25 protein-coding genes are annotated in these 26,536 nt (G+C 68.9%); 10 read left to right on the top strand and 15 right to left on the bottom strand.

The window, feature by feature from the left end:
* Positions 1-137: 137 nt before the first annotated feature.
* Complete coding sequence (locus AMYAL_RS46570; protein WP_020635394.1) at positions 138-473, top strand: hypothetical protein; 336 nt, start codon at positions 138-140, stop codon at positions 471-473.
* Between the two features lie 17 nt (positions 474-490).
* Entirely contained in the window at positions 491-1,060 is a 570-nt protein-coding gene (locus AMYAL_RS47900) for a hypothetical protein (RefSeq protein ID WP_143267855.1), read from the top strand.
* Here the strand turns inward: AMYAL_RS47900 and AMYAL_RS0132135 are convergent.
* From AMYAL_RS0132135 to AMYAL_RS0132150, 4 genes are all read right to left on the bottom strand, one after another.
* Complete coding sequence (locus AMYAL_RS0132135) at positions 1,047-2,552, bottom strand: WS/DGAT domain-containing protein (RefSeq protein ID WP_020635396.1); 1,506 nt, start codon at positions 2,550-2,552, stop codon at positions 1,047-1,049. The two genes, AMYAL_RS47900 and AMYAL_RS0132135, sit on opposite strands and share 14 nt — an antisense overlap.
* Positions 2,549-2,815 carry a DUF1918 domain-containing protein gene (locus tag AMYAL_RS0132140; protein ID WP_020635397.1) on the bottom strand — a complete coding sequence of 89 codons (267 nt, stop codon included), beginning with the start codon at positions 2,813-2,815 and terminating at the stop codon, positions 2,549-2,551. The genes AMYAL_RS0132135 and AMYAL_RS0132140 overlap by 4 nt, the downstream gene beginning before the upstream one ends.
* Positions 2,816-2,888: 73 nt before the next feature.
* Positions 2,889-3,413, bottom strand: coding sequence for a flavodoxin family protein (locus tag AMYAL_RS0132145; protein ID WP_020635398.1), 525 nt, complete (start codon positions 3,411-3,413; stop codon positions 2,889-2,891).
* On the bottom strand, positions 3,413-4,807 hold the full coding sequence (locus tag AMYAL_RS0132150) for a DUF4389 domain-containing protein (RefSeq protein ID WP_020635399.1): 1,395 nt from the start codon (positions 4,805-4,807) through the stop codon (positions 3,413-3,415). Before AMYAL_RS0132150 ends, AMYAL_RS0132145 begins: the two co-directional genes overlap by 1 nt.
* A gap of 167 nt (positions 4,808-4,974) precedes the next feature.
* Between AMYAL_RS0132150 and AMYAL_RS0132155 the strand changes: the two genes are divergently transcribed.
* Genes AMYAL_RS0132155 through AMYAL_RS0132165 form a run of 3 tightly spaced genes read left to right on the top strand, consistent with a single transcriptional unit; the run spans position 4,975 to position 7,643 of the window.
* On the top strand, positions 4,975-5,994 hold the full coding sequence (locus AMYAL_RS0132155) for an Acg family FMN-binding oxidoreductase (RefSeq protein ID WP_020635400.1): 1,020 nt from the start codon (positions 4,975-4,977) through the stop codon (positions 5,992-5,994).
* 17 nt (positions 5,995-6,011) lie between these two features.
* The gene (locus tag AMYAL_RS0132160) at positions 6,012-6,239 is read left to right on the top strand and encodes an SHOCT domain-containing protein (RefSeq protein ID WP_020635401.1); all 228 of its coding nucleotides are present in this window, start codon (positions 6,012-6,014) and stop codon (positions 6,237-6,239) included.
* A gap of 27 nt (positions 6,240-6,266) precedes the next feature.
* Positions 6,267-7,643 (top strand): wax ester/triacylglycerol synthase family O-acyltransferase, encoded by a 1,377-nt coding sequence (locus AMYAL_RS0132165; RefSeq protein ID WP_020635402.1) that lies wholly within the window; start codon positions 6,267-6,269, stop codon positions 7,641-7,643.
* 11 nt (positions 7,644-7,654) lie between these two features.
* On the opposite strand, the gene AMYAL_RS0132170 is transcribed toward AMYAL_RS0132165, so the two are convergent.
* From AMYAL_RS0132170 to AMYAL_RS46580, 3 genes are all read right to left on the bottom strand, one after another.
* Complete coding sequence (locus AMYAL_RS0132170) at positions 7,655-10,201, bottom strand: cation-translocating P-type ATPase (RefSeq protein ID WP_020635403.1); 2,547 nt, start codon at positions 10,199-10,201, stop codon at positions 7,655-7,657.
* The gene (locus tag AMYAL_RS0132175) at positions 10,198-11,106 is read right to left on the bottom strand and encodes a universal stress protein (RefSeq protein WP_039794484.1); all 909 of its coding nucleotides are present in this window, start codon (positions 11,104-11,106) and stop codon (positions 10,198-10,200) included. The genes AMYAL_RS0132170 and AMYAL_RS0132175 overlap by 4 nt, the downstream gene beginning before the upstream one ends.
* Before the next feature lie 95 nt (positions 11,107-11,201).
* A complete protein-coding gene (locus AMYAL_RS46580; protein ID WP_020635405.1) occupies positions 11,202-11,738 on the bottom strand; it encodes a GNAT family N-acetyltransferase in 537 nt (178 codons plus the stop codon).
* Between the two features lie 131 nt (positions 11,739-11,869).
* On the opposite strand from AMYAL_RS46580, the gene AMYAL_RS0132185 reads away from it, so the two are divergent.
* Positions 11,870-12,115: a PLD nuclease N-terminal domain-containing protein gene (locus tag AMYAL_RS0132185; RefSeq protein WP_039794486.1), complete on the top strand. Its 246-nt coding sequence runs from the start codon at positions 11,870-11,872 to the stop codon at positions 12,113-12,115.
* A 15-nt stretch (positions 12,116-12,130) separates the two neighbouring features.
* On the opposite strand, the gene AMYAL_RS0132190 is transcribed toward AMYAL_RS0132185, so the two are convergent.
* Both AMYAL_RS0132190 and AMYAL_RS0132195 read right to left on the bottom strand, forming a co-directional pair.
* The gene (locus tag AMYAL_RS0132190) at positions 12,131-13,504 is read right to left on the bottom strand and encodes an MBL fold metallo-hydrolase RNA specificity domain-containing protein (RefSeq protein WP_051137578.1); all 1,374 of its coding nucleotides are present in this window, start codon (positions 13,502-13,504) and stop codon (positions 12,131-12,133) included.
* A 2-nt stretch (positions 13,505-13,506) separates the two neighbouring features.
* A complete protein-coding gene (locus AMYAL_RS0132195) occupies positions 13,507-14,502 on the bottom strand; it encodes an Acg family FMN-binding oxidoreductase (protein ID WP_020635408.1) in 996 nt (331 codons plus the stop codon).
* Positions 14,503-14,724: 222 nt separating this feature from the next.
* Between AMYAL_RS0132195 and AMYAL_RS0132200 the strand changes: the two genes are divergently transcribed.
* Positions 14,725-15,402 carry a response regulator transcription factor gene (locus tag AMYAL_RS0132200; RefSeq protein WP_020635409.1) on the top strand — a complete coding sequence of 226 codons (678 nt, stop codon included), beginning with the start codon at positions 14,725-14,727 and terminating at the stop codon, positions 15,400-15,402.
* On the opposite strand, the gene AMYAL_RS0132205 is transcribed toward AMYAL_RS0132200, so the two are convergent.
* The 4 genes from AMYAL_RS0132205 to AMYAL_RS0132220 all read right to left on the bottom strand — a co-directional run bounded on the left by AMYAL_RS0132205 (position 15,394) and on the right by AMYAL_RS0132220 (position 20,970).
* Complete coding sequence (locus AMYAL_RS0132205; RefSeq protein ID WP_020635410.1) at positions 15,394-17,115, bottom strand: GAF domain-containing sensor histidine kinase; 1,722 nt, start codon at positions 17,113-17,115, stop codon at positions 15,394-15,396. The two genes, AMYAL_RS0132200 and AMYAL_RS0132205, sit on opposite strands and share 9 nt — an antisense overlap.
* A gap of 96 nt (positions 17,116-17,211) precedes the next feature.
* Entirely contained in the window at positions 17,212-18,201 is a 990-nt protein-coding gene (locus tag AMYAL_RS0132210; RefSeq protein ID WP_020635411.1) for an Acg family FMN-binding oxidoreductase, read from the bottom strand.
* Complete coding sequence (locus AMYAL_RS0132215) at positions 18,194-19,849, bottom strand: SulP family inorganic anion transporter (RefSeq protein WP_020635412.1); 1,656 nt, start codon at positions 19,847-19,849, stop codon at positions 18,194-18,196. The genes AMYAL_RS0132210 and AMYAL_RS0132215 overlap by 8 nt, the downstream gene beginning before the upstream one ends.
* A complete protein-coding gene (locus AMYAL_RS0132220; protein WP_020635413.1) occupies positions 19,846-20,970 on the bottom strand; it encodes a lycopene cyclase family protein in 1,125 nt (374 codons plus the stop codon). The genes AMYAL_RS0132215 and AMYAL_RS0132220 overlap by 4 nt, the downstream gene beginning before the upstream one ends.
* A gap of 149 nt (positions 20,971-21,119) precedes the next feature.
* Here AMYAL_RS0132220 and AMYAL_RS0132225 point away from each other — a divergent pair, with 149 nt between their 5' ends.
* The 3 genes from AMYAL_RS0132225 to AMYAL_RS0132235 all read left to right on the top strand — a co-directional run bounded on the left by AMYAL_RS0132225 (position 21,120) and on the right by AMYAL_RS0132235 (position 23,485).
* Entirely contained in the window at positions 21,120-22,028 is a 909-nt protein-coding gene (locus tag AMYAL_RS0132225; RefSeq protein ID WP_039794490.1) for a universal stress protein, read from the top strand.
* A gap of 34 nt (positions 22,029-22,062) precedes the next feature.
* Positions 22,063-22,704, top strand: a complete 642-nt coding sequence (locus tag AMYAL_RS0132230; protein WP_245193180.1) for a CBS domain-containing protein — start codon at positions 22,063-22,065, stop codon at positions 22,702-22,704.
* 196 nt (positions 22,705-22,900) lie between these two features.
* Positions 22,901-23,485, top strand: a complete 585-nt coding sequence (locus tag AMYAL_RS0132235) for a DoxX family membrane protein (RefSeq protein WP_020635416.1) — start codon at positions 22,901-22,903, stop codon at positions 23,483-23,485.
* A gap of 72 nt (positions 23,486-23,557) precedes the next feature.
* Here the strand turns inward: AMYAL_RS0132235 and AMYAL_RS0132240 are convergent, their stop codons facing one another.
* Positions 23,558-25,960 carry a bifunctional acetate--CoA ligase family protein/GNAT family N-acetyltransferase gene (locus AMYAL_RS0132240; RefSeq protein WP_020635417.1) on the bottom strand — a complete coding sequence of 801 codons (2,403 nt, stop codon included), beginning with the start codon at positions 25,958-25,960 and terminating at the stop codon, positions 23,558-23,560.
* Positions 25,957-26,532, bottom strand: a complete 576-nt coding sequence (locus AMYAL_RS0132245; RefSeq protein WP_020635418.1) for a CBS domain-containing protein — start codon at positions 26,530-26,532, stop codon at positions 25,957-25,959. Before AMYAL_RS0132245 ends, AMYAL_RS0132240 begins: the two co-directional genes overlap by 4 nt.
* Positions 26,533-26,536: the final 4 nt, after the last annotated feature.

A 26,536-nucleotide genomic window follows, 5' to 3' on the forward strand; every position in this document is an offset into this window, starting at 1 on the left:
CGCCCGGCGCGGTATCGCGGGGCAGTGCCCGGCGTCCCCGTCCGGCAGGTCCTTGGCACGTCCGGAGAGGGACGTTCTGCTCTAACCCGGACACCACGACCGGCGAATCGTTGGTCGCCCCGGACCAGGAGGAGCCGATGACCACGAACCGTGCCGAAACCGCCGGATCGCCGGCTGACCGTTACACCCCGGATCCCGACTTCAGCGAGTGGCTCCGGGTCGAAGCGGGCGAGTTCGCCGGCTTCGGCGAGCCGGGCTACGGGAAGATCGTGCTGTCCCTGTCCGTCCGCTCCTACGGTGACCGCCACAGCCTGCTCACCTACGACATCAGGGTCACCCTCACCGATTCCGTGAGCCTGTCTCGTTTCCGGCGGTACTGGATGGTGGCGTCACCGCTGATCAAGAACATCCACGGCGCCACCCTGCGCGCGATCGCGCGGGACGCCGAACACGCCGAGACCGGGACGTCGTGAACGGCGAAGGCACGGACGTGGTGAACGCGCGACTGATCGACCGCTTCGCACCGCGTGCGGACTTCATCCTGGCCGAGGAGCTACTCCTCAGCGCGGCGGCCACCGCCGCCTATCGCGCGATCGGTGAACTCCGCGACGCCGACCTGGAGTCCCCGGTTATCCGCCTGCTCTTCCGCGCGCGCGATCTTCCCGGCTACGTCCGGTCGCACGGACACGTCACCGATCTCGGGGAGATCCTCCTCGGCGGCAAGGGCATCCTGCTCGGCGAGCGACCTGGACGGGAGATCGTCCTCGGCGCCGCAGGACGATTCTGGAGCCCCGTACCCGAGTGGTACGAAGTCACTCCGGAGACCTTCCGCGACTTCGCCCACGCTCGCGGTGGCACGATCGCGATGGCCTTCCTCGTGGATCCCTTGGCCGAAATCGGCTGCCGCGTGACGATCGAAACGAGGATCACCGTGGCCGACCCGGCCGCCCGGCGCACCGCGTCCCTCTACTGGCGTTCGATCCGGCCTGCCGCCTGGCTCACCACCCGTGGTCTCCTCGCCGCCATCGCAGCGCGCGCAACGGCCCTCACGCCTTCGTGAGCACCGCGGCGTCCGCGGTCGCCGCGGCGAGCGCGCCGACCAGGCGATGCGGATCCGGAAGAAGTTTCCGGTCCGTCCCGAATCCGAAGTGGACGGAACCCGCGTAGCTGAACACACAGACGGTGACCGCCTGAGGCCCGCTGCACGGCGCCCACCCGACAATGCCGTCGACCCGGACACCGGCCAGCGCCATCGGGCGACGCGGTCCGGGCACGTTGGTCAGCACCCCCGTCGCCTTGCCGGCGAAGAAGCGGGTCAGCGGCTCCGACAGGCTCTCCGGCATACGACCCGAGAGCCACTGGATCCCGAAGGTCAGCATCGGCTCGTAGGACTCGCGAATTCGCTGCACCCTTCGGTGCACGCCGTCGAGACGCTCCCGAAAACCTTTCTCCGCCAGAGGGAATCCGGCGAGGACGAGAGCGAAGTCATTGCCGAGCCTGGGTGGCAGGCCGGCGTCGAACCCCGACCGGCTCACCGGGAGAAGCCAGTTCAGGTCGATCGGCGCCACGACACCGTCACGATCCCGCGCGTACCGTTCGAAGGCGGCCATCACCAAGGCCACGCAAACGTCGTTGACGCTGGTCCCGGTCGCGCGCGCCACCGCCGTGATCAGGTCGAGCGGGATGGCGTCACCCCAGGCGGCCGTTTTCTCCTCGGCGGGCTCCCCGGCCCACAGCGCATCGGCCCGCGCGGGGCTCGCGAGCTTCACCACACCACCCGCGGTGTTCCGCAGGGTGAATCCTCGAGAAACCAGGAACTTCAGTAGCCCCGCCGGTCCGCGAGGAAGCGTGGAGGTCGCCAGTTCGCCCACCGCCCCGGCCAGGCCGGCGACACCGGTCAGGCCGAGAACCGGCCACGCCACCGCCGCACGGGCCAGCGGCCCCGCTCGCCCGGCCACCCGATCCAGCCGGTCACCCAGCCCGCCGAACATTTCCACGACATTCGCGGCGGCCCTGGACATCGCTCGTGAACCTCCGGGCGCCTGTGGCCTCGTCCCGCCGACCTGGACCGGCCGGGAGTCCTCGTCCTCGATCGGATCGAGAAGGCCGAAAAGTACCTGGATCAACCGGATCCCGTCCGCCATGGCATGGTGCGACCGCATCAGCACGGCGCTGCCGGTCCCGTATCCCTGCAGCAGCTCCATCGTCCACAAGGGATGATCGGGATCGAAGGGAAGTGCCCGGCGAGCGGCGACCAACTCCTGCAGCTCTTCCCTTGCGCCCGGCGCAGGCACCCTTCCCACCGTCAGATGCCTGTCGAGGCTGAAGTCCACATCGGTCTCCCAGAACCAGTCACCTCCTTCACAGACCGGTCGCTGGGTGAACACCGGGTATCTGCCGAGCAGCCGGTCCGCGACCACCCGCGCGAGGCCTTTTGGAGTCACCTCGTCCGCCGTCCACAGCACGGAGGTGATGGTCATCAGATTCGCCGGATCATCCAGTTTCAGCCACAGCCGGTCGTGTGGCGCGAGCGGACGGCGCAAGGAGCTCACGGCTTGTGCCGAGTGGCGATGGCCTCCTGTACGGCGAGGAGCCGGGCACGTTGAGCCTCGTCGGCTGCGTTCTGGTCGGCTTCGGTGACGATCACCGCGTCCGGTCCGGGAAAGACCGTGGAGACATGGTCGTCCTGTATCCAGCGCACCACGTACGGAGGCGAGCCGTCCGGCGAGCGGACCTCGATGATGAGTCCCCGCTGATCCGTCTTGCCGACGATCGGTCCCTTGATGACCAGCCAGTCACCTTGACGAGCATGCATGTCACTCCCTTCCGACCGGTCTTTTCCCTTGCCACGGGGAATGTTCTCCACCGTGCTGAGCCACCTGTGACGCTCACCCGCCCGCTTTCGCGGTGAGCAGGCGGCCGAGCCCGGCTCCCCAGGCTTCCGCCCGCTCTCGCTCTCCCTCACGGAGGGCAGTGGTCCCTTTGCTCACGTCCACGAAGAAGCTCTCGGACGGTACGAGCGGAACGCCGCCATGTCGCCGCAGGACCTTTTCCGCGCCGCGGGCGGCGGAACCGGTGAGCCAGCGTGGTTTGGCCATCCTCGTGTCGAAGACCGCCACCGGTATCCGCGTCTGAGCACTGCCGCACGACCCGAGCCACTCGCGCAGGCCGGTGGCCGATCGCACGCCGTGTCCGGTCTGTTCGAGCGCGGACTTCCGGGTCGCCGGTCTGGTCATGACCAAGGCGTGGGTGGGTCCGCCGACGACCAGCAGGTCGATGCCGTCCCAGTCACGGGGCGCCTCGTCCACGTTGAGGACGTCGACGCCGGTGTGCGCCGCCAGTCCCTTTCCGATCGCCGTCGCCAGGGTTTCCGTGTTCCCGAACATCGACTCGAAGACCACCACCGCGCGCATCAGGATTCTCCTTGCCGTGTTGCGGAAAGCTCCCGGGAAGCGCGTGAGACGGAGAGCGCGACCAGCACGACCGCGGCGGCGAGCGCCACGATTCCCGCGGTCAGGAAGACCCACGCGAGCCGGCCGAGCACCGGAGCGGTCGCACCGGCTTCCGCCCGGACGTTCACCCCCGGCGACCCATCGGCGTTCATCACCACGACCGTCCAGTCACCCGCCTGATCCGGCCACTCGACCGTGCGGGTTCCCGCCCCGGCCGACGAGACCGTCCAGACGCCCGCGTTCTCCGGGAGCAACGGGACGCCCGAGCCCTGATGGACGGCGACCGCGCCGGAGGCCAGGTCCGTGATCGTCACGTACTCGGTCCCCTCCAGGTAGCGGGCGACCTCGGACGACGGAGCGATACCGACGAAGATCGGGTTCTCCGAGCCCAGGTCGGTGACCCGGATACGAAGGTCGCCCAGCGCACGTTCGGCGAGCAACACGTCGTCGGGAGTGCCGGCGAAGTGCACCCGCTCGCTCGTCAGGGCGTGAGTACCCGTGCTGTAGGTCGACGAGGCGGACAGGTAACCGTCGTCGGACCGTTCGCCCTTGTCCAGCCAGAGCAGGGTGACGCCGCCGGTGAGCAGGCCCATGGAAAGAGCGCCCAGCAGGACGCCGGCGACGACCGAGACGATCCTGCCCGGCGACCAGTGCGCACCGGACCGGCTCGGAGCCGGTGTCTCCGGCGAGATCGAGGTCCGTCCCGGTTCGGTTCCGCCCATGTCCAGCCGGAACGGCGGGTACTCGTCGGTCATCAGCGCGGCGTAGGCGCCGACCCGGATGACCCAGCGATCCATCCCGATCACGAAGTCGTACAAGGGCTTCGGGTACTTCCCGGTGAACAGCAGGATGATCGCGGCGATGAGCACCAGGATCCCGATCAAACCACCGGCTCCCCAGCTGTACCGGTCGTCGGAGGGTCCCCAGCCCAGCCACAGACCGCCGCCCGCGAAGACGCCGAGGACGAGGTAGTGCGGAATCGCCAGCAACCACCATTTCACGAGCACGGATCCGCGTGACAAGCGCTCCGGATAGTCGATTTCGAGCCTGGCCGGATAGGACGGGTCGTCGGCCAGCGTGAACGGTGGATACCGGTCTGTGCCCAGCGCGGCGTAGGCGTAGTAGTGCACTCGCCACGCCCACCGGAAGACCCCGACGTTGAATTCGAAGATCGACCGCGGATACCGCCCGGTGAACAGGATGGCGAAGAACGCCACCATCGTCAGCGGGACGAACGCGAGCCACAGCACCGCGAGCACGAGGTAATGCGGAATCGCCAGCAGCCATTTCACCAGCCAGAGCCACCGGGACAGGCCTGGATCGAGTGTTGTCTCGACGCGGACGGACGAACTCATGACGACGCCTCCTTGCGGGGAGCGGACCTGTCGACTCTCCGCTCCCCGCGCCGGCGGGAACAGGAACGAACGGCCCGCCGAGCCGGGCCCTCCGACCCTGACCGCGCCCCGCCCGGCCGGGAACCATGAACCTCGACCCGTTTCCCCTTCTCAGAGGCAGGTTTCCGATGGACCAGGGCCTTCCCGACGATTTCACCGTCGAATCCGCGGTGGCGCTCGCCGTCCGCGCGCCTTCGGTGCACAATTCCCAGCCCTGGCAATGGCGAACCGGGGACCGGACGATCCACCTCTACGCCGATCGCACCCGGCAACTCGGCGGCGCCGATCCGGACGGCCGGGACCTGATGCTCAGCTGCGGCGCGGCGCTGCACCACCTCCGGGTCGGCTTCGCCGCCTTGGGCTGGCGTGCCGAGGTGCACCGCCTGCCCGATCCCGCCGAGCCGGACCACCTCGCCGCCATCGAACTTCACCGACATCAGCCGACGCTGGACGACATCGAGCTGGCCGCGGCCATCCCCCGCCGTCGAACCGACAGGCGCAGGCACAGTTCCTGGGGTGTCCCCCAGGGGTACATCGAGGCCCTGGCCCGGCGCGCCGCCGACGAAGGCGCCATTCTGCGCTCGGCCCTCGACTCCGCGCGCTACCACCTGGCCGGCGCCATCAAGGAAGCCGCCGCGCTGCACTCCGATGACCCGGTCTACCGCACCGAACTCGCTGCCTGGAGCGGACGTCACTTCTCTCCGGACGGTGTCCCCTCGGCGAACACGCCCGCACAGGACGACACCCCCGGTGCCCTGCCCGGACGCGCGTTCGCCGAGCCCCAGCTCGCCCAGGCGGAAGGCGCGACCGGTGAGAACGACGAAACCGTGCTGCTGGTGCTGAGCACCGCCTCGGACGACGCGATGTCCCGGCTCCGTGCCGGCGAGGCCACGAGCGCGGTTCTGCTCGCCGCGACGAGTCTGGGCCTCGCGACCTCTCCGCTCACCGAACCACTGGAGCTCGCCGGTACCCGCGACAAGGTCCGTGATCTCGTCACCGGCGGGACGTTCCCGCAGATGGTGCTCCGGACGGGCTGGGCACCGGTCAACGCGGATCCCTTGCCCGCGACGCCTCGCCGGAACCCGGAGGAAGTCCTCGGGAAACTCGGGAAACCCGTCACCGATCCCGTGCGCTACCGAAGCCACTGAACACCAGAGGAGCGGACATGCAGTACTCGCACTACGCGGACGGCGGCTGGATCGGCATGCTGCTGCTCATCACCGTGCTCGTGCTCGTCGGCGGGCTCATCACTGTGTCGATGATCCTCCTGCGCCGCTCCACACGGCCCTCGGAGAACCACGACCAGGCCATCCGGATCCTCAACGAAAGGTTCGCTCGCGGGGAGATCGACCAAGACGAGTTCGAGGCGCGCCGCGCCGTGCTCAAGACCTGATCCGCCTGCCCGTCCCGGGAGGCCACGATGGACAGACTCGGTCCGCTGGATGCCGCGTTCCTCGAACTCGAAGACGGCGATTCCGACACCACGCTCTCGATAGCCTCGGTCGCGATACTCGAAGGGCCCGCGCCGCCGCCGGGGGACTTCGCCGAAGTGATCACCTCGAAGCTGCCGCTGGTCCCCCGCTACCGGCAAAAGATCCACCGGGTTCCCCTGGACCTCGGTCCACCGGTCTGGGTCGACGACGACCGATTCGACGCTTCAAGGCACTTTCACCGTGTCCTGATACCTGTACCCGGCGACGAGAACGCGCTCTGCGAACTCGTCGCGCTCCTGATGTCCGAACGCCTCGACCGCGACCATCCGCTGTGGGAGTTCTGGGTCATCGAAGGACTCTCCGGCGGTCGTTGGGCCGTGCTGTCCAAAGTGCACCACTGTCTCGTCGACGGTGTCGCGGGGAACGCGTTGCTCAAACTGATGTTCTCCGCTGAGGACCCGGCGAAGACCGCCACGGAACCGGAGCGAGACCCCGGCACGGCCGCCTTGTTGCTGAACGCGGCGCGCGAGATCGTCTCGCTTCCCGTGGACCTGATCCGCGGCGTCGGCGGACTGGTGATGTCGCCGAACCGCGCGGCCCGCCTGATCGCCGACACGGCCAAGGGACTGACCGCGCTCGCCTCGGCCCTCATTCCCACCGCACGGTCTTCCTTGTCGGGCCCGATCGGGCCCGGACGGCGTTACGAGGTGGCTCGCACCTCCCTGGCCGATATCGGCGAGATCCGTGCCGCGTTCGACGTGACCATGAACGACGTGGTGCTCGCCTCAATCACCAGCGCGTTCCGCGATGTGTTGCTGCGCCGGGGAGAAAAGCCACTGCCGGACTCTGTACGCACCCTGGTTCCGGTCTCCGTTCGCGGCGACGCGCAGACTCTGGACAACCGCGTCTCGCTCATGCTGCCACTGCTCCCCGTCGACATCCCCGATCCCACGGGCAGACTGCTCGCGGTGCATCGACGCCTCGCCCAGCTGAAGGCCGGCAAGGAGGCGGAGGCAGGTGCCGCCCTGACCGGCGCCGGCGCACACACGCCTTTCGCGCCGATCGCCTGGGCGATCCGCCTGGCCGCGAACCTGCCCCAGCACAACGTCGTCACCGTCACCACCAACGTTCCCGGACCGGTGGAACCACTGCGCCTGCTGGGCCGCGAGGTACTGGAGCTGTATCCGTACGTGCCTATCGCGATGCGGCTCAGGTCCGGGGTGGCCGTACTGTCCTATCGGGACAAGGTGACCTTCGGGGTGACGCTGGACTTCGCCAGTTCGCCGGAAGCCGGCTTCTTCGCGAAGGCGATCGAACACGACCTCGAGTCGCTTCTGCGCCTCGCCCGTGAATCCCAGGCCTGATGCCCTTCGGCTCACCGCCGACGGGCTCGGGCCACTTTGTGCAGGGTGTCGGCGAGCAGGACGACCGGCACGGTCGCGACGGCCAGCACCCAGCCGAGCGGTCCGGGCATGGTGCCGCCCAGGAGCCCCGGCAACGGCGGCATCAGCAGGAACACGGCGAGCATCGCGAGTTCGAAGAGGATCGCGAACGAAAGGAGTGGGTTGCCCCCCAGCCCGATCCGGCCGACCCAGCGCGACTCGCTGCGACAGGCGAACGCGTTGGCCAGCTGCCCGAGCACGATCGCGGAGAACGCCGTACCCGAAGCCGCAGCGAGCAACCCCACCTCCGCGGTCTCTCCGAACCACCAGCCTCCGGCCAGCAGCACGACGAGGAACGCCGACATCGACGCCAGCGCCTCGGCCGGACCGAGAACCCCGAACGCGCGGCGCGCCAGCCGACCATCGATCAGTGAACCACCACGGGCCGGGCCTTCCATGGTGCGCCGGTTCGGGGGCTCCGCGCCGAGGGCGACCGCGGGCAGCAGATCGGTGCCGATGTCGAGCGCGAGGACCTGCAGCACGGTGATCGCCAGCGGGATCTGGCCGCCGGCGAGCGCCCAGACGACGAACGGCGTGAGCTCGGCGACGTTGTCGGTCAAGTGATAGGTCAGAAACCGCCGGATGTTGACGAAAGTGGCACGTCCGAGTTCGACGGCCGACACGATGGTGCCGAAATGATCGTCCAGGAGAACGAGGTCCGCCGCCTCGCGCGCGACGTCGCTGCCGGACGCGCCCATCGCGACGCCGATGTCCGCGGTGCGGAGCGCGGGACCGTCGTTGACGCCGTCACCGGTCATCGCGACGACATGTCCCCTGGCCTGCAATGCCTTCGCGATCCGCAGTTTCTCTTCCGGTGCGACGCGGGCGACGACGACCCCGTCGACGTCGAGCACCCTGCCGAGTTCCTCGTCGTCGGCCGGCAGGTCTTTCCCCTCCATGACCAGTTCTTCCGGTCCGAGCAGTCCCACTTCGGCGGCGATGGCCCGCGCGGTCCCGGGATGGTCGCCCGTGACCATCGCCAGCCGGATCCCGGCACGACGGCAGGAGGCGATCGCTCCGCCGACGTCCGCGCGCGGCGGATCCTGCAGGCCCACGAGGCCGAGCAGATCAAGGTCCCGTTCGCCGTCCACTGTGGACGACGAGGCGCGCCGTGCGATGGCGAGCACGCGAAGGCCGGACCGGCTCAGCGAATCGATCGCCTCATGCGCGTCCGATGGCACCTCCACGCACAGGGGGAGCACCGTGTCCGGCGCGCCCGACACATGCAGGCCGTCCGCGTCCACGACAGACGAGCGGCGTCGGCGGGGGTCGAACGGGTTCCTCTCAGCCGGCGAAGGTGCGCGTGCCACACCCGCACGGGAGGCGAGCACGTGCAACGCCACCTCCATCGGATCACCGACCGGCTGCCACCGTCCCGAGTGTTCGAGCGCGTGAGCGTCCGGTGAACAGCGGGCCGCCGAGTCCGCGAGGGCCGCCGTCGCGCACACCGCCTCCGGATCACCGATCAGCTCCCCCGCCGGGTCATAGCCCTCACCACGGACCTCCACGATTCCCGGCGGAGTCCATACCCGCACGACCGACATCTCATTGCGGGTGAGCGTCCCGGTCTTGTCGGTGCAGATGAACGTCGTGGCCCCCAGCGTCTCCACCGCCTCGAGCCGTCGCACGAGTGCCTTGCGCTTGGCCATTCTCTGTGCGGCGCGCGCCAGCGAAAGCGTCACGGTCGGCAACAGCCCCTCCGGGACCAGAGCGACCGTCACGCCGATCGCGAAGAGGAAACTCTCCGTCCCCGCGCGTCCTAGTCCCAGGGCCACGGCGAAGAACACGCAACCGACCGCCACCGCGATCAACGCCACCAGCCGGACGACACGATGCAACTGCACCGCCAGCGGGCTCGTCGGCCGGACCGCGCTCGCGGTGACGGCGGAGATCCCGGCCAACCGGGACCGGCCACCGGTCGCGGTCACCGTCGCCACACCATGGCCTTCGGTCACATAGGTTCCCGCGTACACCCGGCCACCGGGCTCGGGACGGACGGGGCGGCTCTCCCCGGTGAGCATCGACTCGTCCACCGACAGCCGGCCGCATTCGGCGAGCTCGGCGTCCGCGCACACCCGGTCGCCGGCTTCGACCAGGACCACGTCCCCCACGACCAGCTCGGCGGCGTCCACCACGACGGCGTGCCCGTCCCTGCGCACGGTCGCCCGCACCGGAAGCAGGTCACGCAACCGCTCGGCCGCCCGATCCGCACGGTATTCCTGAGCGAAGGAGAAGGCACCGTTGAACACGACGACCACGGCGATCGCGATGGCGAGAGCCGGCATGCCGGCCAGCAACGCCAGTCCCGCAGCGGCCCACAGCATGATCGCGAAGAAATGGATCATCTGCGCGGCGAGCGCGGCCAGCGGACGCCGCCGTTTCGGCGGAGGCAGGATGTTCCGCCCGTCGCGCAGCAACGCCGCCGCCGCCTCCTCCGAGGTGAGTCCCTCCGCACTTCTCGCCACGGCCGCGCCGGTCACCGCTTCCCCTCTTCCGCCGGGCGAGCCACGACCACCGGGCACAGCGCGTACGACATGACCGCCTGGCTGGTCGACCCCAGGAGCATCCCGGCCACCCCACCGCGTCCCCGGCTGCCGACCACGAGCACCTGCGCACGATCGCCGTACTTCAGCAGTTCGTCCGCCGGGCGGCCCCGGACGACGACCCGCTCGACACCGACGTCCGGGTACTTCTCGCGCCAGCCCGCGAGCCGTTCCGAAAGCACCTCGCGCTCCTGCTCCTCGACGTCGGCACGGTTGAGCGTCCACTGCGTCTCTTCGAAGATCGCGGACAGGAAAGCGTCGTCCCAGCAATGGAGGGCGACCAACGTCGCGTTACGCCAGGAAGCCTCCTCGAACGCCAGCGCCAGGGCCGTCTCGCTCGCCGGTGAACCGTCCACGCCGACCACGACAGGTCCCAGCTCGGGTGGCACTTCCTCCGCGACGTGGGGGCGGACCAGCGCGACCGGGCAGGCGGCCCTGGCCGCGAGCGCGATGGACACGGACCCGACCAGGAGCCTGCCGAGCGGACGGATCCCCTCGGTCCCCAGAACGAGAAGGCTCGCGTCCTCGGACATCGCTTCCAACGCCTGCAAGGACTTCTCATGCCGGAGGACGAGAGAGATCTGGACCGACGTCGCGACCTCCTTGGCGGCGTCACGCGCCTGCCGAAGGAGGCGATGACCTCTCATCCTGATCATCTCCGCCAGGTTCTCCCTGGTCGGTAACGCCCTTGGGTAACCGAGGGACTCGTCGTCGATCGCGTGGACCAGCCTGAGTTCCGCGTGACGGCGCTGGGCCTGTTTCGCCGCCCAGCGCACCGCCATCGTGGCCGACGTCGATCCGTCGACTCCGACGACCACCACGTTTCCCGAATGTCCCGGCATGTCAGCTCACCCCGTCAGGTATCCGATGTCGCCTCGAACGTTAGGAAGAACCGCGGTACGCGGGCAGCGTCGTTGGTAACCGGCGGGCGGGACCTTCAGCCCTCCCCCTGTTCGCGGGGAGCTTCAAGGGTGAGACCCACCGAGGCGTTCGCGATTCCCGAAGCGATCACCTGACGCGCGCCCGCCTCTTCGAGCAGTTCCGCGACCGGCCGGTTGTCCGCGAGATAGGTCGCCGTGAACCGGTCGAACCCGTGTCTCAGCGCGGCTTCGCCGAGCATGCGGACGAGGGCCGACGCCAGCCCGACGCGGCGCCATCCGGGCAGGACCACCACCGCGATCTCGGCGACACCTTCCTCCCGTGTCGCCTCGTACCTCGCGATCGCCACCCCTTCTCCGGTGCCGTCGCGGGCGACGAGTGCGTAGCGGCGCTCGAAGTCGAGTTCGGTCAGGTACGCCAGCAGGCGAGGCGTCACCCTCGGCGGCGCGCCGCAGAACCTGCGGTACAGCGTTTCCCTGTCCGCTTCGGTGATCGCTTTACCCAGTGCCGCGGCGTCGTCCGGCCTCAGCCGACCGACACTCACCGCGCGTCCGTCCCGGAGTTCGACCCGAACAACACCGGTATCGCCGTCCATCGGAAGAGCGTAGAACCGGGATCCCGGCCTCCACTGAGGCCGAACAGGCCGCTTCGGAGGGACCTACGGCCCTCGCTCGACGTGAAGCCGTGGGCGACGCTCGAACGACGTCCAAGCTGAAGGAGCAAGCCATGAACAAGCGATCCGGCACCCAGCGGAAGCCCCGTGCGGGCGTACTCGGATTCCTCGCCGGGATGCAGATCACCCTGGCCGCGGCCGCGTGGTCCGACCTCGCGGTGCGTCCCGCCGACGAGATCCGCGGTTCCAAACGGCGGTGGGCGCTCATCATCGCGATCAACTTCGTAGGCCCCATCGCCTACTTCACCTGGGGAAGGCGACCGATGGACCCGGCCGGTCACCCCATCGAAACGCCGTGACAGCCTTCCAGACGATCAGATGAGCACCCGTTCGTGCTCGTGGGGAACGACGGCCTGCCAGTCGTATTCGTTGCGAAGCCGCTCGGCGACCACCTCGGCGGCGTCGGGCTCGCCATGGACGAGATACGTGCTTCCCGGCTGGGGACCGGCCGTGGCCCACGCGACCAGTTCGTCCGCGTCGGCGTGGGCGCTGAAGGCGTCCAGCTGGACGACGTCGGCACGGACGGTGACATAGCGGCCGTGGATCTTGATCTGCCGTGCTCCGGACGCGAGTTGCCTGGCGCGGGTGCCGGCCGCGGCGTAGCCGACGATGAGGACGGTATGCCGGTGGTCGGGCAGCATGTGTTCGAGATGGTGCAGGACCCGGCCTCCGGTCGCCATGCCGGACGCGGAGATGATGATCGACGGCATCCGCGGGGCGTTGACCCGCATCGATTCCTCCACCGTCCGTAGTTCGGTGAGCGAACGCGGCGTGAGAGGGTCGTGTCCGGCCGCCTCGGGCCGGATCTCCGGCCACTTCGAGCGGAGCGCGTCGCGATAGACCTTCAACGCGGCCAGAGCCATCGGGCTGTCGACGTAGACCGGCAGGTCGGGAATCGCGTGCGAACTCCTCAACTTGGCCAGTGCGGCCAGGACGACCTCGGTGCGGTCGACCGCGAACGCCGGGATCAGCACGCTGCCGCCGCGCCGGGCCGTCCGGCGGATCACCTCGCCGAAGCGGTCCATCGCGCCTTCGTCATGATGGAGACGGGCGCCGTAGGTGGACTCCATGACCAGCGCGTCGCACGGAGGCCTCGGCGAGGGCGGCCGCAGCAGGCTGTGCCCGGGGCGGCCGAGGTCGCCGCTGAAGACGACATCCCTGGCGTTCGACCGCAGATGAGCCCACGACGAGCCGAGAATGTGCCCGGCCCGGCCGAAGTCGAGGGTCACCCCGGCAGCGATCTCGGTTTCGGTCTCGAAGTCGAGTTTCCGCAGCAGGCCGATCGCCTTCTTCGCGTCGGCGGCGTCGTACAACGGCAGGGCCGGATGGTGTTTCGACCAGCCGTACTTGTTGGCGTGCGCAGCGTCCTCGGTCATCAGGTGCGCGCTGTCCTCGAGGACGATCGGCACGAGCTCCGCGGTACCGGGGGTCGCGTACACCGGACCGTGCCAGCCCGCTCGCACCAGCACCGGGAGATATCCGCAGTGGTCCAGATGCGCGTGGGTGATCACCACCGCGTCGAGTTCGGCGAGCGCGGGTGCGAGCGGTGCCCAATTGCGGCGTCGCAACGCGGTGAGTCCCTGGAACAGGCCGCAGTCGACCAGGACCCGGGAATCCGCCGTTTCGACCAGGTATTTGCTTCCGGTCACCGTCCCGGCACCGCCGTGGAAGGTCAGAGCCACCGTCACGACTACTCCACTCTCGTCAGGGGTTCGGCACCGAGGACTTCGGCGAGTGCGCGGCGCGGGCCGAGCAGCATCGGACCTTCGGGATAGCCGAACCGCATGATGGCCTGGGGGAAACCGGCGAGCTCCAGGTCTTCGCACAGGGCGGAGCGCACCTCGGGCAGATGAAGCGGCTGGGTGAGGACCGATCCGGCCAGGCCCGCGTCGACGGCGTCGAGCCAGGTGTACTGGAGAGCTCGTCCTGCCTGCAAGTGGTCGTGCCGGGTGTCGTCGAGGGTGAGGAACACGAGCAAGGTTTCCTCGGTCAAGCGCCGTTGCAGGACGCGGCGATCGGGGATCGCGGTGGAGGCCCTGACCAATCCTGCCCACGGCAGGGTCCCCGGCGGTGCCAGGCTCGCGGCCAGGCCGACGCCGTGGCGGTGGGACCTCTCGTCACGAATCGTCCAGAGTGCCAGCTCGCGCTGATAGGCCTGGTCGTGCTGGTACGCCTCGGCGGCGAACTCCAGCAGGTCCGCCAGCTGCGTCAACTCCAGTTCGTCCTGCACCGGCCGCGCGGAGACGCCGTTCTCGGCGGCCGAGGACAGGAGATCGCCGATCTCGGGGCGAGACACCGTCCGTCCCGAGAAACGACGCCGGTAGCTGGCGCGCCGCGCGATGGCCGAGTAGCGGTGCAGGTCGACGTCCGAAGGCGCTGAACGTTCTCCGGCCTCGATGACGGCGACGACATCCGGGCCGCCGTCGTCGGGAAACGCCTCGGTCCGGCTGTCGTAGCCGAGTACCCGGACGGCGAGTTCGAGGTTGGCGAGGGCGGCACCACACGACATGAGCCTGTCCCGGCCTGCCGGATCGTGCTCCGGCAGGGCCAAGTCCCGCCGCTCACGCAACAGCAGCCGGCCGCCGTCGAAGCCCAGTCGCCACGGCTGGATGTTGTGCACCGACGGTGCTCGCAGCAGCGTTCTCGCCAGCACCTCGGCTTCGGCCTTGGTCCACCGCTCAGCCATGGTTCCTCGTTCCCCTTGGTCGATTCGCTGGTTCCACGGTGCCGCCGGGTCACGGTGCCCGCGCAGGTACGGACGGCACCGATCGCCGGGACCAAATACCCGGCCGGCGTCCGAATAGGGCCGAAGGTCCCGGCTCATGGGGCCGTACAGGCGGATGTTTTCCGTCGATCACCCGAGTACGGTCGATTTCGCGGCCAGGACCCTGCGGTGGAAGGACCCCGAATGACGACGAAGGTGTTCCTCGTCGACGACCACGAGATCGTCCGGCGGGGCCTGGCGGATCTGCTGGGAAACGAGCCCGACATCGAGATCGCGGGTGAGGCCGCTTCGGTATCCGAGGCTCTGGCGCGTATCCCGCAAAGCGCTCCGGACATCGCCGTGCTGGACGTGCGCTTGCCCGACGGCACCGGTATCGAGCTCTGTCGCGAACTGCTGTCCACGCAGACCGACCTGCGCTGCCTGATGCTGACGTCCTATGCCGATGACGAAGCGCTGTTCACCGCGATCATGGCGGGCGCTTCCGGCTTCGTGCTCAAGCAAGTCCTCGGGAACGACCTGGTGTCGGCGATCCGCACCATCGCCGGTGGCGGGTCGCTGCTCGACAGCCGTACCACGGCCGCCTTGATGAACCGGATCCGGCGTGAGCGCAACCAGAACGACCCGACGGCGGCCCTGTCGGAGCAGGAACGCACCGTCTTCGAGCTGATCGGCGAAGGCCTCACCAACCGCGAGATCGGCGAGCGGATGTTCCTCGCCGAGAAGACCGTGAAGAACTACGTCTCCCGGATCCTCGCCAAACTCGGCATCCAGCGCCGGACCCAGGCGGCGGTCCTGGCGACCGAGCTCAAACGCGACGCCGTCCCGCCGATGTTCGGCGACAAGGACAAGGAATCACGGTAACGGGGCCTGCCAGACCAGCCGGGTCCCGCCGCCGTTGCGCCGGGTGAACTCCGCAGTGCCACCGGCGCGCTGTGCACGCTGTGCGAGATTCTCCAGACCACTGCGCCGCCCCTTCTCCGGGATCCCGATCCCGTTGTCGGTCACCTCGATCACCAGGTCTCGGTCCGCCTCGACCGCGATGGTGATCTCGTCGGCGCCGGAATGCCGGATGGCGTTGCTGAGCGCCTCCCGCACCACAGCTTCCGCGTGTTCGTGCAGGTCCACGGGCACAAGGGTGTCGACGGCGCCGGCGATGCGGACCGACGGCGTCACCGTACCGTCGGTGGTGAGCTCGGTGATCGTGTCGAGCAGCCGGCGGCGCAGGCTCTTCGACGCGTCCGAACCGGACGTGTGCAGGTCGAAGATCGACGTCCTGATCTCCCGGACCGTCCGGTCCAGCTGTTCCACCGCCTGGGTCACCCGGTTACGGGCGAGTTCGTCGGGCACTCGCGGCACGATGCTCTGCAGGCTCATCCCGGTGGCGAACATCCGCTGGATCACGTGATCGTGCAGGTCCTGCGCGATCCGGTCTCGATCGGCCAGCACGTCCAGCAACCGCTGAGTGCGCTGCTTCTCGGCGAACTCGAGCGCGACCGCGGCCTGGTCGGCGAACGAGGACAGCATCGGGATCTGGTCCTGCCGGTAGAGCGGCGCTCCCTTCTCCCGCCCGGCGACGAGAACCCCGCCCACACCGGCCGCGCTGTTCAACGGGACCACGACCGTCGAGCCGAATCCGTCGAACGCCGGTTCGCCTTCCGGCTGGTTCACGCCTGACAGGTCCGCGATGAGGCTCGGTTGCCCGGAGGCGACCACCTCGTCGAACACCGGGTGCCCGCTCGTCATGGACACCCCGACCAGCCTGCTCGCGGCCTCACCCGCGGCGACGCTCACCGTGAGGAGGTTCCCGTCGCCGTCCGCCAGCAGGATCATCACGCCATGGGCGGCCGAGAGTTCACAGACACGGGTCACGATCAGATTCAGCGTGTCCGTGACCGAGGCGCCGCCGAGCAGCTCCCCGTTGACCTCCGCGACCGCTTCCAGCCACCGCTCCCGAGTACGGGACCGCTCGAACAAGCGGGCATTGTCGATCGCGACACCCGCCGCAGCGGCCAACGCCTGGAGAACGACCTCGTCATCGGCGGTGAACTCGGCCGCTCCCCGCTTCTCGGTCATGTACAGGTTGCCGAAGACCTCGTCGCGGACGCGGACCGGGACGCCGAGAAAACTGTGCATGGGCGGGTGGTTCGCCGGAAAGCCCACGGACGCCGGATGCGCCGACAGGTCCGGCAGCCGGACGGGATGAGGTTCTTCGATCAGCAGCCCCAGAAGACCTCGGCCTTCCGGCAGATGTCCCATGTTGCCGCGCGTCTCCGGGTCGATGCCCTCGTAGACGAACTGGGAAAGCCCTTCTTCGTCACCGAGAACTCCGAGGGCTCCGTAGCGCGCGTCGACCAGTTCGACGGCCGCCTGGACGATCCGCTGCAGCGTCGAGTCGAGTTCGAGGCCGGTCGCCACGGCCAAGACCGCGTCGAGCAGCCCCTGAAGCCGGTCACGGGTCTTGACGATCTCCGACAGCCGCTCCTGGACCTCGTGCAGCAGTTCGTCGAGCCGCAGGCCGTTCAGAACCGCCGGGCTCAGGGGCGTTTCTTCGGCCGCTTGACGCTCGGACGGCATCGAGTGGCTCCTCTCCATGATCGGTGACGACAGGTGTTCGTCGTCACCGACGCCTTCAGCGTTTCACCATTGATCGGTTCTGCCAAGGCCCGCGCGTCAGGACAAGAGACCGCGATCCGAACGGCGTAGCAGGTCACCGACCGGGCGCCGCGCGGTTCGCCGAACCGAACCGTCCGGGTAGCCCAGTCGCATGATCATCTGAGGCGGCACCGGCAGGGACAGGGCGGCTGCCAGCCGGGTCCGTACGGCCGGCACGTGCAGCGGTTGAGACACCACCGACGCCGCCAGCCCCTCGTCCACCGCGGAGAGCCAGGTCCGTTGCATCGCCACGCCGGCCGACACTCGCCCGGCCCGGCTGTCCTCCGCGCAGAAGATCAGGAGCGTCTCCTTTTCCAGCGTGGACGCGAGCGTGCGGACATCGGGGATCACACTCGTCTCCCGCACCAGACCGGCCCAGGGCAGGCTTGCCTTGTCGTACCCCGGCATCACCAGGCCATCACCGACGCCATCGGTACGCCAGGCCGAGGTCCAGGCGGCGAGCTCCGCCTGAAGCCCGGCGTCGCCCTTGATCGCCCTGGCCGCTGTTTCGAGAAGCTCGGCAAGGGTTTCCTTCTCCTCGGCCCCGACGGCGTGACAAAGGACGCCCTCCGGCACCGGATCGACGATCCTCGACAACGTCGTGGGCGCCACCGGCACCGGCGAAAAGGTCCTGCGATGGCTTCGCCTCCGCGAGATCGCGGTATAGGCGTGCAACTCGTGGTCCGAGGGTGGTTCACGGCCGATCGCGGCCACCACGGCGACGAGCGGTGGATAGCCGTCCGGCACCGCGACGTCCGCCTGCCACCCCAGGACACGAACGGCCAGGACGAGGTTGGCGAGCGCGGCACCGCAAGAGATGAGCCTGTCGGCTCCGCCAGGATCCTGATGGGGCAGGGCGAGATCGGTACGTTCACTCAGCTCGGCCCGCGATTCCGGCAGCGCCAGTGACCAAGGCTGGCTGTTGTGCACCGACGGCGCACGGACAACGGCCCTGGCCAGGACCTCCACCTCGCCGCTGGACCACTCTCGTTCGGTTCTGTCACGCATCGGTCGACCCCCTCGCCCGGTATGCCTCGACCACACTCGGCAAGGTCGGATAGAGACCTTTTTCCTCGATGAGGTCGAGCAGACCCGCGGCAGCGAGATCGTCGCGCAGTTCCTGCTTGACCCTGGCCATCGCGAAGGTGATCCCCCGTCCTCGCAGCTCCGTGACCAGGCCGCGGAGCGCGTCCGCGGCGGTGATGTCGAGTTCGACGTTGGCTTCGGCGTTCAGGACGAACCACTCGACCGGCTCGTTCCCGTCGAGGGACTGGAGCGCGCGCCGCCGGAAGTCGTCCGCGTTGGCGAAGCACAGAGGCGCGTCGTAGCGGTAGATGACCAGCCCCGGTTCGGTGGTCGACTCCGGATAGTCGTCGACGTCGTGCATGCCCGGCACGCCGGGAACGAAGCCGAGGACGGCACCGTGCGGTCTCGCCAGCCTGCGCAGAAGATCCAGGATGGACAGTCCGACGGCGGCGAGAACTCCATAGAGGACATCGAGTGCCAGGACGGCCACGCAGGTCGACGCCGCCAGCACGAATTCGCTGCGCCGGAAGCGGGCGATCCGCTTGAACTCGCCGACCTCGATCAGTTTGAGCGCGGCGAACACGACGATTCCTCCCAGTGCGGCCTTGGGGAACACGGCCAGTACAGGGCCGGCGAAGAAGACCGTGGCGAGCACCGTCCCCAACGCGGTGATCGAGTACAGCTGTGTCCGGGCACCCATCGCCATCGCCAGCGCGGTCCTGCTCCCGCTCGAACTGACCGGGAAACCGTGCAGCAGACCGGAGGTGACGTTCGACGCGGCGAGTGCGCGAAGCTCCCGGTCGGCGTCGACCCGGTCCCCGTGCTTGCCCGCGAAGGCCCGCGCGGTCAGGACGTTGTCGGAGAACCCCACGATCGCGATGCCCACCGCGGGCAACAACAGGTCGGGCAGGTCCGTGGCGGAGAGCGCGGGAACACCAGGTACGGGCAAGCCGGCATCGATCGCGCCGACCACTTCGACTCCCGCGCCGGTCAGGGAGAACGCGCTGACCACGCCTGCGGCGAGCAAGATCGCGGCCAACGGCCCGGGGAACCGGGGCGCCCAGCGCTGAAGTACCAGCAGGGACGCCGGCACCGATGCGCCCAGCAGCAGGGTTGGCCAGTGCACCTGGACGACGTTGCCGAAAAATGAGACCAGTTCCGCGACGACGCCGTCACCTGTGACGGGAACTCCGGTCATCTTGCCCAGCTGGCTCACCGTCATCAGGACCGCGATCCCGGCCATGTACCCGGTCAACACGGGTTTCGACAGCAGGTCCGCCAAGACCCCGAGCTTGGCCAGGCCGCCGAGCAGGCACAGTCCACCGACGAGCAACGCGAGCGCCGCCGCCAGGGCGCCATAACGCAGTGGATCCCCGGCCGCGAGCGGTCCCAGGGCGACCGCGGTCATCAGTGCGGTGGTCGACTCGGGTCCCACCGAGAGGAACTTCGACGAGCCCAGGAACGCGTAAACCGCGAGCGGTCCGATCGTGGCCCACAACCCGGCCTCGGGCGGCAGTCCCGCCACCTCGGCGTAGGCCATCACCTGAGGGACCAGGTAGGCCGCGACGGTGACCCCGGCCAGCAGATCGCCCCTCAGCCCTGCGCGCCGATAGCTGTTGGACGGGGTCATCGGTGCCTCCTGGCCACAGCGCGATACAACGAAGGCGGCAGCCCGGAAAAGAGCCTTCCCTCCTGAGCGACCGAACTCGCCTCGTCGAGAAACCGCAGCACCGGTTCGGCCGATGTGCGATCGAACAACGCCGTGAAAACTCGCTCCAGCTGGGCCGGATCCCTGGTGATCGCGTCGAGCAGCGCGGCGTCGAACAGGTGATATCGAGGTCGTGGCTTCGGCAGATCGAAAGGATGTGCCTTGGTCACGAGGGAGTTCACGATCGCCGCACTGTCGGTTTGGATCCGTTCGAAGGCGTATCCGGTCGAAGCCTTGACCATTCCCGCCTTCGTGCCGATGGCGAGGACCGAACCACGCCGGCGATCGACCGGGTGGGCGGACAAGGGCAGCGCCCCGGATTCTTCTTTTCCGACAGTGCATTCCCGGAGCCCGAGCACTTCGGAGATGTATTCGCCGAGCGCGTGCCGCTGCTCCTTCACATAAGCCACGCCGTGCGAGCGAGCCGCCGCGAAGGAGGTGTGCTCCACCAAGGCCTCCTGAGGACCTCGCGGAAGAACGTAGAGGAAGCTCGCCGCCCGGCGTTGCGAGGTGCGGAAGTCGAAGAACGTCGGGATCGCCGGGTCGAACGCCGGGGCGGCGGTGCGCACGTGCCAGCCGCGGAAGATCAGCCAAGCGTCGATCCTCTGCGGTCCGGGTCCGAGCACACTGTCGAACACCCAATCCGCGTACATCGCCTCGCCGTCCACAAGGACTTCCGCACCTTCGCCCGCCTGCCTGATCCCGCTGATGTGTCCACTGTGGAATATGAACCCGCCATGCCTTGACGTCATTCGGGTGACCGCCGCGGCGAAGTCGTCACCTCGGACGAACCGGTAGCGGTAGGCGCCGAGGTCGACGATCCGCTCGCGGCCGCCCGCGTGAACCCGGAACCGATCGAACGTGCGGGACACGGCCGTGTCGAGCAGGCCTGGTCGGTCCGACCAGGAAGCCCAGCCGGCCTGTGCGATCGGCCGGCTGCCGTCGTCGACGACGGTGATCGGCCCGAGCGGTTCCGTCCGGGCGGCGAGGTGTGCCGCCAGGCTGAGCCCGCTGAGCCCTCCACCGGCGATGAGGATCCTCATCGATCGAGTCCACAGCCGCGCGCACCCGCACGCTAGTGCCCAGTGGCGCGCCTGGGGTCCCGTGAATCCGGGACCAACGGCACCGGTCGAGTCCGGCCGCGTGCTCTTAGCTTTGCGGCATGAGCCGTGATGAGCGAAAGGATCCGATCATGAGCCGCCCCCTCCCGTCGGCCGGACCGATCGTGGTCGGCGTCGACGGATCCGCCGGGTCCAAGGCGGCCACCGTCTGGAGCGCGCAGGCGGCCGAGCGACACGACGCGCCTCTCGTTCTCCTGCACGCACTGGCGATCCCCGACTTCTACGCGGGCCCGACCGTGCCACCGACCGAGGAACTCCTGCACAAGGTACGCGTCCGCGGCGAATCCATCGCACGGGAGATGACCGAGGTGGCCGAACACGTCGCCGTGTCCGCGGTCGAAACCAGGATCTCCGACGACGCCCCCGCCCTCGCACTGCTCGACGTCTCCCGTGACGCCAGGATGATCGTTCTCGGCTCGACCGAGCACAACCGCCTCACCTCGTTGTTCGGCGGCTCGGTCACGACTTCGCTGGCGGCCCATGCGTCGTGCCCGGTCGTCTCGGTCCGCGGCCGCACCTGGGATCTGCCCGGCGCACGGAACCGGCCGGTCGTGGTCGGCGTCGACGGCGGTTCCACCAGCGACCTCGCTCTCACGGCCGCCTTCGCCGAGGCAAGCGCCCGCGACGCCGAGCTGATCGCCGTCCACGCATGGGGCCACGTCGGCGGCTCGCGGTCCTTCGGAGACTCTCTCGGCAACTACGAGTGGGAACTCGTCGCCGAGTCCGCGCGGAACAGGGTCGCCGGACAGCTCGCGCCATTCCGCGACAGCCATCCGGACGTCAAGGTCCAGCAGGTCGCCGTTCGCGACGATCCGCGCCAGGAACTGCTCCGCTGGAGCGTGAAAGCTCAGCTGATCATCGTCGGAAGCCGGGGACGGGGCGGGTTTCGCGGTCTCCTTCTCGGTTCGACCGGACAGGCCTTGCTGCACCACGCCGCCTGCCCGGTCTTGATCGCCCGCACCGCGGCGCCCGGAAAGTGAAGGAAGAGCAATGCGCACGACCGTTTCCCAAGTCATGACAGACAGCCCGATCGCGGTCACGCCGGACACGACCTACAAACGGCTCGCCGGACTGATGGCGCTGCACCGGATCAGCGCGATCCCCATCGTCGACGAGGCCGGTGTCCCGGTCGGTGTCGTGTCCGAGGCCGACCTTCTCGCACGGTTCCGGCGTCCCCGAGCCTCCTTCGTCTCCGGCCGCCACGCCAAGGACGAGGTACGGAAAGCGAACGGACTTCTCGCGAAAGACCTGATGACCGCGCCGGTTCTGACCGTCGGCGGCCGGGATTCCGTCGACGTGGCGGCGGCTTTGCTTGCGCGCAAGGGCGTCCGGCGGCTGTTCGTCGTCGAGGACGGGAAACTGACCGGGGTCGTCTCACGCCGGGATCTGCTGTCGAGCTTCCAGCGTCCGGACGAGGAGATCCGCCACGACATCGAACGCGACGTCCTCACCGGCATCCTCTGGACTGCGCCGGGTCAGGCGTCCGTGACCGTCGAGGACGGCGTCGTCACCCTGCTCGGCAGGCTCGACAACCGTGGCGCCGTCGAACGGGCCGGTGCGCTCGTCGCGGACGTCGCCGGCGTGGTCGAGGTGCGGAACCGGCTCGACTTCGTCTGGGACGACGAAACGATCCGCTCCGCCGCCCTCGGCATCTGACAGCCGGCAGCGTCGCCGGCTGCACCAGTGTGTGTCGTCCCCGCCGCACATCGACAGCTGATCCGCGCCTGCCGGGCGAGCCTCGCCGCGGCGCATGACGATGGCCTCGCATACCCGGGCCTTTCGGCCCCAGAGCCGCGCACCACTCCGTAACAGACTGGATTCGACCATCAAGGCAGAATTCGAGGAGAATTCCATGGCCACCACCGAAAGCGGCCACCGCCACACAGTTCCCGCCGGTGACCTGAACATCCACACAGGACAGAGCACGGGCGCCAAGAGTCTCGCGGTGCTCCGCATCGCGACCGGGTTGTTGTTCCTGTGGGCTTTCGCCGACAAGACCTTCGGCTTCGGCTACGCGACGTCTTCCGGCAACGCGTGGATCAACGGCGGTTCGCCGACGAAAGGCTTCCTGAGCCGGGTCGACGTCGGCCCGTTCGCCGAGACGATGCGTTCCTGGGGCGGCACCTGGTGGGCGGACTGGCTGTTCATGGCCGGTCTGCTCGGCATCGGTCTCGCCGTGACCTTGGGGATCGCCCTGCGGCTTTCCGCCGTCACCGGAACCGTGATGATGTTGCTGATGTGGGTGGCCGAGTGGCCGCCCTCCCGGACCACCGCCGCGGGCGAACCGACGATGTCGACCAACCCTGTGATCGACTACCACCTCGTCTACGCCCTCGTCCTCATCGCGCTGGCCGCGACGGCTGCCGGGGTGACCTGGGGGCTCGGTAATCTCTGGTCCCGCATGCGGTTCGTCGACCGCAACCACTGGCTCCGCTGAACCACGGCCGGCAAGTCCGTGAAGGCCTCCTTGAGGGACTCTGGGTCCCTCAAGGAGGCCTTGACGGACCGTTCAGCGCAGCGCCCGAAGATACGGATCGCTATGCGGCCGGCGCCGGACGAGCACACGGGCCGCACCCACCGCAGCGCCTTCGGGGGAGGCCAGCACCGGATCGAGGTCGACGTCCACGACCTCGGGCGACGACTCCACCATCCGGCTCACCCGCAGCAGAAGGTTCCGCACCGCCGCCTTGTCGACAGAGCCGTCACCGTCACCGAAGAGCAGGTGAGCCGACCGCAGGCCGTCCATCAGGCCGTCGACGCCGGCGGTCGTGAGCGGGCAGAGGGCGGTGGCGCGGTCGTCGAGCAGTGCCTCGTCCAGGCCGCCGAGACCGAGCACGATCACCGGACCGAAGGTCTCGTCGATCTGCGCGCGCACGATCAGTTCCGTGTCACCGAACCTGCGTCCCGTGCTCCGGATTCCGAAGCAGCCGACGAACTCCTCGCTGTCCTTTCGGGACAACCAGCCACCGTCGGGATGTGCCGCGAGGTACTCGTCGACGAGTCGGGCGGCTGTCACCAGGTCGGTGTCGTCCAAGTCGGGGATCACGCCCTCGGCCTTCTTCAGCCACAGGGAACGGACGGCCAGTTTCGCCATGATCACGGCTGCCTCTTCGACATCGCCATAGCAAGGGACGCCCGCGTGCGCGGTCACGGATTCCAGCTGACCGAGCCGTACCGCCAGAACAGGTTTTCCCTGTTCCGGCGGTTTGAGCGCGGCGAGTGGATCTCCGACGCCGGTCGGCACGCCGGCCGCGATCACCGCGTCGACGGCGTCGTCCGCGAGCACGGCCGACACGCAAGCGGCGAACGTCTCCGCGGTGACGGCGGCACTGGTGTCGAGTGGATTTCCCACGGTCGCGTGTCCGGGCAGCAGGCGGCGCAGTCCGGCGACGGTGTCCGCGCTCAACTCCGGGGCTCGCAGACCGTGACGGGTACAGGCTTCGGCGCCGAGCACCGCGGCGCCGCCCGCGTTGCTCACCACGACCACCCGATCGCCCGCCGGGAGGGGCTGCCACGACAAGGCGGCGAGGAGCCCGACCACCTCGGTCACGGAATCCACGACGAGGGCACCTGCCTGCCCGAACAATGCTCCCTTCGTGGCGGCCGGGGTCGCTCGCGCCGATGTGTGCGCGGCCGCGGCTCGCTGAGCGGCCGCCGTGCCGGCACCGCGAATGGCCACCACCGGCTTCTCCCGCGCGAGTGCGCGGGCCAGTCTGCTGAACTTCTTCGGGTTGCCGAAGGATTCGAGGTACAACACGGCGATGTCGGTGTTCTCGTCCCGGCGCCACCAGCGCAGGAGGTCGTTCCCGCTGACGTCGTACTTGTCCCCGGTGGAGACCAGAGTGGACACACCGAGTCCCAACGCGGACAACGAATCCAGCAGAGCGATGCCGAATCCGCCGGACTGGGTGACGACACCGATCCTGCCCGGCGGCGCGACTCCGTGCGCGAACGTGGTATCGAATCGCACGGAAGACGCCGTGTTGGCCACGCCGAAGCAGTTCGGTCCGACCAGTCGTATGCCGTGTCCGCGCACGCTTTCACGCACTCGCTCGCCGAGCGGCGTACCGGTCAGCCCCGCGGTGACGAGGACGATCGCCCGGACGCCGTGACGGCCGCACTCTTCGACCACGCCGGGTACCGCTTCCGCGGGGACACAGATGACCACGAGGTCCACCGGCCCCGGCAGCGAGGAGATCTGCGGAACAGCGGGGACTCCGAGGATCTCCGTGGCGCTCGGATTCACCACGTGCAGTTCGCCCGAGTAGCCGGAATCGACCAGGTTGCGCAGGACCGCGCGCCCCACCGAGCCCTCGCGGCGTCCCGCTCCCACCACGGCGACGGACGCGGGTTCCAGGACCGCGCGCAGGCTCGCGACGTCCGCGATCCGCTCCCGTTCCTCGATCCGTTCGAGATACGTCTCCGGTTCACCGAGTTGGATCTCCACATCACGTTCCGGACCCGTATGGCTGATGACGCAGGGCAGGCCCAGATCGGAGAACACGCGGACCATGCGGCTGTTCTCCGCGAGCACCAGGGCGAGGAACCGGCGGATCCCCTTCCCGAGGGCCAGGGAGACGAGGTGCTCCAGCAACAGGGTTCCGACGCCGTGCGCCTGGGCGCTCCCGTCGACGGTGAGTGCCACCTCCGCCGTGTCCCCCTCACTCTGAACACGATAGTGGGCGACACCGAGCAGGTCGTCACCGCGAAAGGCCCCCAGGCCGGGACCTTCGAGCACCAAACGCGTCAGATGCTCCAACCCGGCCGGATGGGCCGTGAAGAACCGCAGATAGCGATCACGCTCGTCGAGTCGCCGATGCAGGTCCACCACGACGTCGAAGTCGTCCTCACGCAACAGGCGGACGGTGACCATGTCCCCGTCCGCCAGCAACGCCGTGATCTCCGCCGTCATGTCTTGGCCGGCTTCCGGCCGGTCAACACCACCGCGACGACTCCCGGAACGGTCCGGGCCAACGCGTCCAGCACGCGCCGCTCCGCCTCGTCCCGGTACTCGCCGGAGATCTGTACGTAGCCTCCGTCCACCGAGACCGACCACCTCGGACGGTGACCGGCGTAGTCGCTGAGCAGATTGTGGACGTGGGCGGCGACGGTGTCGTCCGGCCGCACCAGCGGGCGGAGCAGGTCCCGCCTGCTGACGACCCCGACCAGCACCCCTTCCTCGACGACCGGCAGGCAGCGGAGCCGGTCGCCGAGCATCCGGCGGCCGATCTCCGCGACGTCGGTCTTCGGCGAGACGACCTCCACCGGGGTGGTCATCAGCTCGCCGACCATGATCCCGTTGCCACCGGACCAGGCTCGCCGCAGCGCGTCGAACTCGGTGAAGGTCCCTACCACCTTGCCCTCGGTGTCGACGACCGGAAGCCCGGCGAACCCCCTCTCGATCAGCAAGGCGACCGCCTCACGGACAGGTGTGTCGGGTGTCGTCGCCACCGCCGGACTCGTCATGATCTCTGAAGCACGCATCGAA

This window comes from Amycolatopsis alba DSM 44262 (genome assembly GCF_000384215.1).
Classification (GTDB): Bacteria; Actinomycetota; Actinomycetes; order Mycobacteriales; family Pseudonocardiaceae; genus Amycolatopsis; species Amycolatopsis alba.